Annotated in this window: 9 protein-coding genes; 7 read left to right on the forward strand and 2 right to left on the reverse strand. The window is 66.5% G+C overall.

The genetic code is table 11. The features are described from left to right. Positions 1-208 precede the first annotated feature (208 nt). Positions 209-2,053 carry an ABC transporter ATP-binding protein gene (locus tag ADBZ6I_RS13735; protein WP_526384739.1) on the forward strand — a complete coding sequence of 615 codons (1,845 nt, stop codon included), beginning with the start codon at positions 209-211 and terminating at the stop codon, positions 2,051-2,053. Here ADBZ6I_RS13735 and ADBZ6I_RS13740 read toward each other — a convergent pair. Continuing rightward, positions 2,031-2,618, reverse strand: coding sequence for an NAD-dependent epimerase/dehydratase family protein (locus tag ADBZ6I_RS13740; protein WP_526384741.1), 588 nt, complete (start codon positions 2,616-2,618; stop codon positions 2,031-2,033). The genes ADBZ6I_RS13735 and ADBZ6I_RS13740 overlap by 23 nt on opposite strands. Positions 2,619-2,752: 134 nt before the next feature. Here ADBZ6I_RS13740 and ADBZ6I_RS13745 point away from each other — a divergent pair, with 134 nt between their 5' ends. The 6 genes from ADBZ6I_RS13745 (at position 2,753) to ADBZ6I_RS13770 (ending at position 8,013) form a co-directional block, all read left to right on the forward strand. Further along, positions 2,753-3,178, forward strand: coding sequence for a hypothetical protein (locus tag ADBZ6I_RS13745; protein ID WP_526384743.1), 426 nt, complete (start codon positions 2,753-2,755; stop codon positions 3,176-3,178). Continuing rightward, on the forward strand, positions 3,153-4,010 hold the full coding sequence (locus ADBZ6I_RS13750; protein WP_526384755.1) for a nucleotide sugar dehydrogenase: 858 nt from the start codon (positions 3,153-3,155) through the stop codon (positions 4,008-4,010). Before ADBZ6I_RS13745 ends, ADBZ6I_RS13750 begins: the two co-directional genes overlap by 26 nt. A gap of 85 nt (positions 4,011-4,095) precedes the next feature. Further along, positions 4,096-4,392, forward strand: coding sequence for an Rv0250c family protein (locus tag ADBZ6I_RS13755; RefSeq protein WP_526384745.1), 297 nt, complete (start codon positions 4,096-4,098; stop codon positions 4,390-4,392). 69 nt (positions 4,393-4,461) lie between these two features. Then, positions 4,462-5,289: a succinate dehydrogenase subunit SdhC gene (gene sdhC, locus ADBZ6I_RS13760; RefSeq protein WP_526384747.1), complete on the forward strand. Its 828-nt coding sequence runs from the start codon at positions 4,462-4,464 to the stop codon at positions 5,287-5,289. Positions 5,290-5,318: 29 nt separating this feature from the next. Further along, the gene (locus tag ADBZ6I_RS13765) at positions 5,319-7,262 is read left to right on the forward strand and encodes a fumarate reductase/succinate dehydrogenase flavoprotein subunit (protein ID WP_526384749.1); all 1,944 of its coding nucleotides are present in this window, start codon (positions 5,319-5,321) and stop codon (positions 7,260-7,262) included. A gap of 1 nt (position 7,263) precedes the next feature. Continuing rightward, complete coding sequence (locus ADBZ6I_RS13770) at positions 7,264-8,013, forward strand: succinate dehydrogenase/fumarate reductase iron-sulfur subunit (RefSeq protein ID WP_526384751.1); 750 nt, start codon at positions 7,264-7,266, stop codon at positions 8,011-8,013. 82 nt (positions 8,014-8,095) lie between these two features. Here the strand turns inward: ADBZ6I_RS13770 and ADBZ6I_RS13775 are convergent. Further along, positions 8,096-8,532, reverse strand: a 437-nt coding sequence (locus ADBZ6I_RS13775) for a flavin reductase family protein (protein WP_526384753.1), incomplete at its 5' end; no start/stop codon positions are given.

The following is an 8,532-nucleotide window of genomic DNA, read 5'->3' on the forward strand; positions in this document are numbered from 1 at the left end:
CCTCATGTGCGACTGGCGGGACGGCGACGCCTGGTAGTTCGCCAAGGGCGAACGGCAACCGGATGTCCGGGTCAAGGGCGCCTACGCCGGGTCCACCGCCCAGCGCATCGCGATTAGCAGGTAACCCGCGGCACCTGAGCCGGGGCGGGCCGCCACCACCGGCGCGCGCCGGTTCATGTCCGCCGGGTGCGAGTGTCACACTTTTCGGGTGACCGTGACGGAGGCCGTGCGTTCGTCGCTTCGGCTACTGAACCGGCGCGACCGCCGATTGCTCGCACTGGCGGTCGCCACGCAGATGGCGACCTCGCTGCTGGATTTGGTCGGCGTCGCCCTGCTGGGCGTGGTGGGCCTGCTCGCGGTGGCGGCCGTCAAAGGACAACCGCCGCCGGCCAGGATGGTCGACGCCCTCTCGGCGCTCGGCGTGCACGCGTCGAACACCGCGCTCATCGCGGGGACGGCAGGTGTGGCCGCGGTGCTGCTAATTACCCGCAACGTCGTGAATCCGCTTCTGATGAAACGGATTCTGACCTTCCTTGCCCGCCGTGAGGCGTTGGTCTCGGCTCGGCTGACCCGGGAACTGCTGTCGCGCCCGCTCACCGTCATCCAGCAGCGGTCGAGCCAGCAGACCGCCGCCGCCCTGCTGGAAGGAACCTACTACGCCACCAGCGTGGTACTCGGCCAAGCGGTCATCATCGCCTCGGAAGCCACGCTGCTGACGTTGCTCGTGGCGACGCTGCTGCTGATCAATCCAGCGGTGACCGCCGTCGGTGTCGCCTACTTCGCCGCACTCGGCGGCGTGCTGCAGCGGGTCATGGGGAAACGGGCGCAACGACTCGGCGCCGAGCGGCGGCGCCTCCAGGTCGCCAGCCTGGTGACGGTGCAGGAAGCGGTCGGCGCCTACCGCGAGATCACCGTGTCCGACCGCCGGATGCTGTACGCCGGGCGGATCAAGGGTCTGCGCCGCGAGTTTGCCCAGACCCTGGCCGATCTCCAGCTCATCGCCATGCTGCCCAAGTACGTGTCCGAAGGCGGCCTGGTCCTGGGTGCCTTCGCCCTGGCCGGGATTCTGTTCGCGACGAAGAACGCCGATGTCGCCGCCGGCATGTTCGCCGTCTTCCTGGCCACCGCCACCCGGGTGATGCCGTCCATGCTGCGGCTGCAGTCAGCCACTCTGCAGGTCCGAAGCGCCTCGGCCTCGGCACTGTCCACTTACCAACTGGCCGAGGAACTCGGCCACCCCGTCGACACCGCGCACGACGAGCCGGACATCGAGAGCCTGCGGCAGGTGCTGGCGAACGGACACGCCGACTTCGTTCCGGCCGTCGCGCTCACCGACGTGACGTTCACCTACCCCGGCGCCGGTGAACCGGCTTTGAAGGGCGTCAGCCTGTCCTTCGGAGCGGGGCAGACCGTCGCCCTCGTGGGGCGCAGCGGAGCCGGAAAGTCAACCCTGGCCGACGTCGTCCTCGGTGTGCTGCAACCGGATTCGGGTCGGGTCACCCTCGGCGGACTGCCGCCCGCCGATGCGGTCCGGCGCTGGCCCGGCGGCGTCGGTTATGTACCGCAGGATGTCCTGCTCACCAACGACTCCGTCCGGGCCAACGTGGCCCTGGGGTTGCCGCCGGAGATCGTCGACGACGCGTTGGTCTGGAAATCCCTGCGCCGGGCCGAACTTGAGGAATACGTGCGCCAGCAGCCGCAAGGCCTGGACTGCGTGATCGGGGAACGCGGCCTTCGGCTGAGCGGAGGTCAGCGGCAACGTCTGGGCATCGCGCGGGCGCTGTTCAGCCAGCCACGACTACTGACCCTCGACGAGGCGACCAGTTCCCTCGACGCGGAGACCGAGCACACCATCACCACCATGCTCGACGAACTCCACGACGGCGTCACCACCCTCGTCGTCGCCCATCGGCTTTCCACCGTGCGGCACGCCGATCTGGTGGTGTACCTGCAGGACGGCGCCGTTCTCGCGACCGGCACCTTCGACGAGGTGTGTGCCAGCATTCCAGCACTTCGGCATCAGGCCGAACTCATGGGACTGCATCCCGCCTGACGATCAGGCGCCCCGCGCCGAGTCGACCGTCCTGGACAGACCTTCCCCGAACGGAACGGCCACCCGGTAGCCGAGCAGCCGTTGGGCTTTGGCGATGTCGCCGGGTGAAGAGCTGGCAGTACACCTCACCCACATGCTTCTGCAGCGCGTAGGGGGACCGCGGATTGGCGGGCATGGTCTCGACTTTGGGCAACGTCGGGCTGTGGCCATAGGCTGACGACGAAGCCGCGTAAACGACTCGCTTGACGCCGGTTTCGCGTGCAGCCATCAGTACGTTGAACGTTGCGTTGATGTTGGCGTCGTGCGACGCACGCGGCACGGCGATCGACAACGGCACCGACGGGAGGGCGGCTTGATGCAGGACCACGTCGCAGTCGCTCACAACTTCCAGTGCCCTGGCCGCGTCGGTGAGGTCACCGTTGACGAACTCCGCTCCCGCGGGCACGTTCCCGATCAGACCCGTCGACAGGTTGTCGACCACTCGAACCGTTTCGCCTCGGGCAAGCAGGGCCGCCGACAGGTGCGAGCCGATGAAACCGGCACCCCCGGTGACCAGAACTGTCACTGCACACCTCACTGGGTCTCTTCGTGAGCCGGGGGAACGGGCCGGACTTGCACAGTCCGCACGCTCCTGCTCTGCACCAGCGAATCACAGACCGAACCGCGCGCGTCTGTGTCGTCGGTCTGGGCTATGTCGGGTTGCCGCTCGCGGTGGCCTTCGGGGAGTGTGGTTTCGCCGTCGTCGGTGTCGATCTCGACGCGGACGTGTGCGACGCGATCAACAGCGGCCGGTCGCTGATCGCCGATGTGCCCGGTGCCGCGGTCGCGGATCTGGTCGCCATGGGACGGCTTCGCGCGGTGACCGACATGGCCGCTGCCGGCGCCGTGGACGCCGTCTTGATCTGTGTCCCCACACCTCTTCGGAAGCCGCGGGAACCCGATCTCTCCTATGTGGTCTCCGCGGCGCGCTCGGTGCGGGAGCAGTTACGCCCGGGCATGCTCATCGCCTTGGAGTCGACGACCTACCCGGGTACGACCGACGAACATTCTGCGCGAGATTCTCGAACAGGACGGCCTATGCGCAGGGGTCGACTTCTTCCTGGCGTTCTCACCGGAACGGGTTGACCCAGCCAACCCGGACTGGACCACACGCAACCTGCCGAAAGTGGTAGGCGGACTGACCCCCGACTGCTCGACGCTGGCAGCAGCGCTCTACGGCTGCGCGATCGAACAGATCGTGCCGGTCAGCTCACCGCGCACCGCCGAGATGGTGAAACTTCTGGAGAACACCTTCCGGGCGGTCAACATCGGGCTGGTCAACGAGCTGGCGCAGATGTGCGACCGGCTCGGGGTTGATGTGTGGGAGGTCATCGACGCCGCGGCGACCAAACCCTTCGGGTTCATGCCGTTCTATCCGGGGCCCGGACTCGGCGGCCACTGCATCCCCGTCGATCCGTCCTACCTCTCCTGGAAAGTCCGGGAGGTGGGACTCGAAGCACGCTTCATCGATCTGGCGTTCCAGGTCAACGGAGCCATGCCGCATCACGTCGTCGACAAGATCGGCGACGCGCTCAACACCCATGCCAAGGCATTCCGGGGGTCGACGGTGTTGGTGCTGGGGGTGGCCTACAAGCGCGGTGTGGGCGACGTCCGGGAATCACCGGCCCTCGACATCATGGCCCTGCTGCATGCCAAGGGCGCCGGGGTGTCCTACTACGACCCGTTCGTACCGCGTATCGATGCGCGGATGTGGGCGGGCGGAGTCGACCTGGCGTGCGTCGACTACAGCGCCGAGGTGCTGCGCGACGCCGATTGTGTGGCGGTGCTGACCGACCACCGCGGCGTGGATTACGAGGAGGTCGCCTCGGCGGCACGATTGGTGGTCGACACCCGCAATACCATTGGCGTGCGCGCACCGCACGTCTTCCGGCTCGGAGCGCCCGACCCTAGAACCTGACGCGGACGTGACGTCTCTCACACGAAAGCCCGAACCTGGCTAGCATCGGTAACGGAATCATGACTGCACAGCCACCGGAGGCCCCATGTCCAGAGCCGCTGAACTCGCCGAATTGCACCATCTGATCGGCAATCTGCGGCGGTGTGTGACCTCGCTGCAGCACCGCTACGGAAACGATCCGGCCATGCGGCGGGTGGTGATCGACACCGAGCGCATGCTCAGTGACCTGCAACTTCTGGAGATGGACGCCGGGGAACTCGAGTTGGCCAGGCACACGGCCGTGCATGCGGGCGAGAAGATTCCGGTGCCCGACACCCCCTATGACCGAGAGTTCTGGCGCGACGTCGAAGACGAGGGTCTTGGGGGCCAGGGCCGCCGCTGACCCAATTTCTGCCGACAGCGCAAACGTGGGTACTCTTCGGGACAGCTGACTCGAGAGGGATCACTGCAGATGAGCGCACCTACCGCCAATCGGCGTGCCACCGGCGTATTTTCGCCCGGCCGGGCCCAGATTTCGGAGCGCACACTGCGCACCGACAACTGGCTCAAGTCGCCGATTCTCACCAACCTCGGCTTCGCCGCGTTCATCATCTATGCGACGGTGCGAGCGTTCCAGCGTGACCACTTCTTCGTCGAGAAGTACCACTACCTGACGCCCTTCTACTCACCATGCGTGAGCGTCAAGTGCGGCGAGGCCAGTGAGTTCTGGCCGCAGATCCTGCCCGCCTCAGGGCCGCTGTCGCTGCTGCCCTACGCGCTGCTGTCGCTGCCGTTCCTGCTGCTGTTCCGGCTGACCTGTTACTACTACCGCGGCGCTTACTACCGTTCGGTGTGGCAGTCCCCGACGGCCTGCGCGGTGGCCGAACCGCACGCCACCTACACCGGCGAGTCCCGCTTCCCGCTGCTCCTGCAGAACCTGCACCGCTACTTCTTCTACATCGCGGCGCTGATCTCGGTGATCAACACCTGGGACGCAATCCAGGCGATGCACTCCCCGTCCGGCTTCGGGTTCGGTCTGGGCAACGTCATCCTGTGGGTCAACGTCATCATGCTGTGGGCCTACACCGTGTCCTGCCACTCCTGCCGGCACGTCATGGGCGGGCGGCTCAAGCACTTCTCCAAGCACCCGGTGCGGTACTGGCTGTGGGACAAGATCAGCAAGCTCAACGTGCATCACAAGAAGTTCGCATGGATCACCATCGGCACGCTGATGTTCACCGATTTCTACATCATGCTGGTAGCCAGCGGCACCATCTCCGACCTGCGTTTCATCGGATAGTTCTGCCAACACCTTGAGTAAGGACACACATGGTTGAGATCGAACGGCATCAGTACGACGTCGTCGTGATCGGCGCCGGCGGCTCCGGTCTGCGGGCCGTCATCGAGGCACGCCAGCGGGGCCTGAAGGTGGCCGTGGTGTCCAAGTCGCTGTTCGGCAAGGCCCACACGGTGATGGCCGAGGGCGGCTGCGCGGCGGCGATGGGCAACGCCAACTCCAAGGACAACTGGCAGGTGCACTTCGCCGACACCATGCGCGGCGGCAAGTTCCTCAACAACTGGCGGATGGCCGAACTGCACGCGCAGGAGGCACCCGACCGGGTGTGGGAGCTGGAGACCTACGGCGCCCTGTTCGACCGCACCAAGGACGGCCGGATCAGCCAGCGCAACTTCGGCGGCCACACCTATCCGCGGCTGGCCCACGTCGGTGACCGCACCGGCCTGGAGATCATTCGCACCCTCCAGCAGAAGATCGTCTCGCTGCAGCAGGAGGACAAGGCCGAACTGGGCGACTACGAAGCCCGCATCAAGGTCTTCGCCGAATGCTCGATCACCGAGTTGGTCCTGGACGAAACGAGCGGGGAGAAGAAGGTGGCCGGCGCGTTCGGCTACTGGCGCGAGACCGGCAAGTTCGTCCTGTTCGAGACCCCCGCGGTGGTGCTGGCCACCGGCGGCATCGGCAAGTCGTTCAAGGTGTCGTCGAACTCGTGGGAGTACACCGGCGACGGCCACGCGCTGGCCATGCGCGCCGGCGCCGGCCTGATCAACATGGAGTTCATCCAGTTCCACCCGACCGGGATGGTCTGGCCGCTGTCGGTGAAGGGCATCCTCGTCACCGAGGGCGTGCGCGGCGACGGTGGAGTGCTGAAGAACTCCGAGGGCAAGCGCTTCATGTTCAACTACATCCCCTCGGTGTTCAAGGGGCAGTACGCCGAGACCGAAGAGGAAGCCGACCAGTGGCTCGCAGAACAACGCGGATCAGCCGACGGTAAGGCACGCCGCACGCCTGACCTGCTGCCCCGTGATGAGGTCGCCCGCGCGATCAATACCGAGGTCAAGGCCGGACGCGGCAGCCCACACGGCGGCGTCTACCTCGACATCGCCACCCGCATGACTCCCGAGGAGATCAAGCGCCGGCTGCCGTCGATGTACCACCAGTTCATGGAGCTCGCCGAGGTCGACATCACCAAGGACGAGATGGAAGTCGGCCCGACGTGTCACTACGTCATGGGCGGTATCGAGGTCGACCCGGATTCCGGTGCGACGGCCACCGCCGGCCTGTTCGCCGCCGGCGAGTGCTCCGGCGGTATGCACGGCTCCAACCGGCTCGGCGGCAACTCACTGTCGGACCTGCTGGTGTTCGGCCGTCGGGCCGGGCTGGGCGCCGCCGACTACGTGCGGGCGCTGAAGAACCGGCCGGCAGTGTCGGAGGCAGCGCTCAACGAAGCCGCCGCGATCGCCCTGACCCCGTTCCACGGTCCGGAGGGCAAGGCCAAGCCGGAGAACCCCTACACCTTGCATGCCGAGCTGCAGCAGACGATGAACGACCTGGTCGGCATCATCCGCACCGGCGAGGAGATGCAGCAGGCGCTGGACAAGATCGAGGAATACAAGGTCCGCTTCCGCAACATCGAGTCCGCCGGCGGCCGCGCGTTCAACCCGGGCTGGCACCTGGCCATGGACATGCGCAACATGCTGCTGGTCAGCGAGTGCGTCGCCAAGTCGGGGCTGGCCCGCACCGAGAGCCGCGGCGGCCACACCCGCGACGACTTCCCGCAGATGGACAACCACTGGCGACGCGCGCTGGTGGTCTGCCGGTCGGCCGGCGATGACCCGGTGATGCCGGAGGTCGTGGCCACCCGTGAGGAGCAGGCGCCCATGCGCGAGGACCTGCTGGGACTGTTCGAACTCGAAGAACTCGGCAAGTACTTCACCGACGAAGAACTCGCGGCGCACCCGGGACGGAAGGGCTGACATGAGCTATCTGGCGAATCTGCGGGTTTGGCGCGGCGACGACGAGGGCGGCGGTCTGCACGACTTCCAGGTGGATGTCAACGAGGGCGAGGTCGTCCTCGACATCATCCACCGCCTGCAGGCCCAACAGGCCCCGGACCTTGCGGTGCGGTGGAACTGCAAGGCGGGCAAGTGCGGTTCCTGCTCGGCGGAGATCAACGGCCGTCCGCGGCTGCTGTGCATGACCAGGATGTCGACGTTCGATGAGGGCGAGACCGTCACCATCACCCCGCTGCGCGCCTTCCCGGTGATCCGCGACCTGGTGACCGACGTCTCGTTCAACTACGAGAAGGCCCGGGAGATCCCGGCTTTCGCGCCGCCGAAAGAACTGCAGCCCGGCGAGTACCGGATGGCGCAGATCGACGTCGAGCGTTCGCAGGAGTTCCGCAAGTGCATCGAGTGCTTCCTGTGCCAGGACGTCTGCCACACCCTGCGCGACCACGAGGAGAACAAGAAGTCCTTCGCCGGTCCGCGGTTCCTGATGCGGATCGCCGAGCTGGACATGCACCCGCTGGACACCATGGACCGCCAGCACCAGGCTCAAGACGAGCACGGCCTGGGCTTCTGCAACATCAATAAGTGCTGCACCGAGGTGTGCCCCGAGCACATCAAGATCACCGACAACGCGCTGATCCCGATGAAGGAGCGCGTCGCCGACCGCAAGTACGACCCGGTCGTCTGGCTGGGTAACAAGCTGTTCCGGAAAAAGTAAGACCGTTGGCTGAGGAGCCACGCAGACGTTTCGCGAGAAGCGCTCTGCGTGGCTCCTCACTCGTTGCGGGGCTCGTTGGGGGTTAGTTCAGCCGCCGAAAACCGCTGCGGTGGAAGACGATCGGCGACACCTCGCCGTGCACGGTGATGTCGCGGACCCGCAGGACGACGATGGTGTGGTCACCGGCCGGCACGAGCTGCTCGATGGCGCTTTCCAGCCAGACGCAGGTGCCCTTGACGAACACCGCACCCGCCTCCGACGACACGGTTTCCACGCCGGCGAACCGGTCGCCGCTCTTCACCGCCAGCGTCCGCGCGGCGTCGCGATGCGCCTCCCCGAGGACGCTGATCCCCAGGACCGGCAATCGCTCCAGCTTGGGCCAGGTCTCCGAGGCGTTGCGCACACAGAACGACACCAGGGGCGGCTCTAACGACACCGGGACGAAGGTGCTGGCCGCCATACCGAGCCGCTGCCCGTCCGCCTCCGCGGCGACGGCAATCACCCCCGACGGGAAATGGC

The organism is Mycobacterium sp. (assembly GCF_044342925.1).
In the GTDB taxonomy this organism is placed as follows: Bacteria; Actinomycetota; Actinomycetes; order Mycobacteriales; family Mycobacteriaceae; genus Mycobacterium.

Bases quoted from the DNA above. Each gene is read 5' to 3' on its own strand.
- ADBZ6I_RS13755 (WP_526384745.1), top strand. From the start codon at position 4,096: ATGTCCAGAGCCGCTGAACTCGCCGAATTGCACCATCTGATCGGCAAT.
- sdhC (WP_526384747.1), top strand. From the start codon at position 4,462: ATGAGCGCACCTACCGCCAATCGGCGTGCCACCGGCGTATTTTCGCCC.
- ADBZ6I_RS13765 (WP_526384749.1), top strand. From the start codon at position 5,319: ATGGTTGAGATCGAACGGCATCAGTACGACGTCGTCGTGATCGGCGCC.
- ADBZ6I_RS13770 (WP_526384751.1), top strand. From the start codon at position 7,264: ATGAGCTATCTGGCGAATCTGCGGGTTTGGCGCGGCGACGACGAGGGC.